Here is a 1604-nt window from a genome sequence, read left to right as displayed (position 1 = left end):
CCCACTTCGTAGTTAATTATTTTCTCCTTCGTACCTTATTTTTTCCTCCAGGGTTAACTCCCCCGATAGTTATCGGGGTCGTTGTTCCTTTGTTCCCTCAGTTGAAAATGCCAAACCCGCCTGCCTTCGGCAGGTGTTTTTTATTTCCCCGATCCTCAGGAAAGTAAACTTTCCAAGTCTGAGGAAATAAAAAACCCGCTCCTTGAAACAAGAAGCGGGTTTGGCGCTTTAAGTGGTACCTCCAGGAATCGAACCAGGGACACACGGATTTTCAGTCCGTTGCTCTACCAACTGAGCTAAGGTACCTTATTTAGTTAGAGTCTGCACCCTCCGAAGCACAAGCAATAGCGCAGTGCGCAGGAGGGGGCAAATATACTTTCAAATTTAGGAACTACAAACAAAAAAGAAAAAAAAGCCTGCTGTTTTTTTTCATTTTATAATCTTTGTATTATGAACCTTATTGTAGATGCCGGAAATACCTATGTAAAGCTTGCTGTTTTTAACGAGTTCAAGCTTTTATGGCAACAAAAATTTGAAAAAGAGGACTTTCCAAAGTTGGTAAAAAAAGTATTTAAAAAATATCCTGAGATTCAAACAGCAATTGTTTCTTCAGTAGGTGTTTTAGACAAAAAATACATTTCGGCATTAGCTGTGTTTGTTGAAGTACATTTATTGAGTCATAATACTAAGATCCCCTTTAAAAATTCCTATGCCACGCCTCAGACATTAGGAATGGACAGGGTAGCACTGGCTACAGCCGCCTTCTATCATAATCCTGATGCCAATACACTGGTCATTGACGCAGGTACTTGTATAACTTATGATATGATAAATGACTATGGGGAGTATCTGGGAGGTGCAATTTCTCCCGGTTTACGTATGCGTTATAAGGCATTGCACGAGCATACTTCAAAGTTACCTTTGCTAGAACCAAAGAATTTCTATGATATAATAGGAAATTCTACAGATTCAAGTATCCATAGCGGTGTTTTAAATGGCATTTGTACAGAGATAGATGGGGTCATAGGTCAATACCAATCGCGTTTTGAAGATTTAACAGTTATTTTAACAGGCGGTGACGCTCAAATTTTGTCTAAACGATTAAAAAATACCATATTTGCGCATTCTAATTTTCTCCTAAAGGGCTTGAATTATTTGCTGGAATACAACAAACGCTAGATGGTAAAGAAAATCGTATTGCTAATACTCTGCTTAACGGCAATGGCATCATACTCCCAGAGTGGTAACGGAACGGTATCACCTTATTCATTTGGTGGAATAGGAGATTTCAGACCACAGGCCACAATAGAAAATCAGGCTATGGGAGGGTTAAGCATGTATACAGATAGTATTCATGTCAACTTAAATAACCCTGCCGCCTACGGGAAAATCAGGTTAGTGACTTTTTCCGCAGCCGGGGGGCATAAAGAGGTAAAATTGAAAGATTTTACGGAGTCACAAAGTTCTTCGGTCACTTCTCTTGAATATATTGCGCTGGCATTTCCAATAACACCAAAATTTGGTATGGGAATAGGAATTCTTCCTTATACAGCAGTGGGTTATAATGTTTTTTCTGAAACTACCAATGCCACCCAGGATATTGT

General features: G+C 39.3%; 1 protein-coding gene, 1 tRNA gene and 1 pseudogene. 2 read left to right on the top strand and 1 reads right to left on the bottom strand.

What is annotated here, in order from left to right; genetic code table 11:
* Positions 1-233: 233 nt before the first annotated feature.
* Positions 234-306: transfer RNA gene (locus WBN20_RS00955), tRNA-Phe, on the bottom strand.
* A gap of 144 nt (positions 307-450) precedes the next feature.
* Between WBN20_RS00955 and WBN20_RS00950 the strand changes: the two genes are divergently transcribed.
* Positions 451-1179: a type III pantothenate kinase gene (locus WBN20_RS00950; RefSeq protein ID WP_424271510.1), complete on the top strand. Its 729-nt coding sequence runs from the start codon at positions 451-453 to the stop codon at positions 1177-1179.
* 42 nt (positions 1180-1221) lie between these two features.
* A pseudogene (locus WBN20_RS00945) lies at positions 1222-1604 on the top strand (hypothetical protein); the annotation flags it as partial.

Source organism: Eudoraea sp., from assembly GCF_049665975.1.
Lineage (GTDB): Bacteria > Bacteroidota > Bacteroidia > Flavobacteriales > Flavobacteriaceae > Eudoraea.
Note: the sequence above shows the minus strand (reverse complement) of the source record. Positions and strands in the feature narration are given on the sequence as shown.

Excerpts from the sequence above, each read along its gene's own strand:
- WBN20_RS00950 (WP_424271510.1), top strand. The coding sequence starts at position 451 with ATGAACCTTATTGTAGATGCCGGAAATACCTATGTAAAGCTTGCTGTT.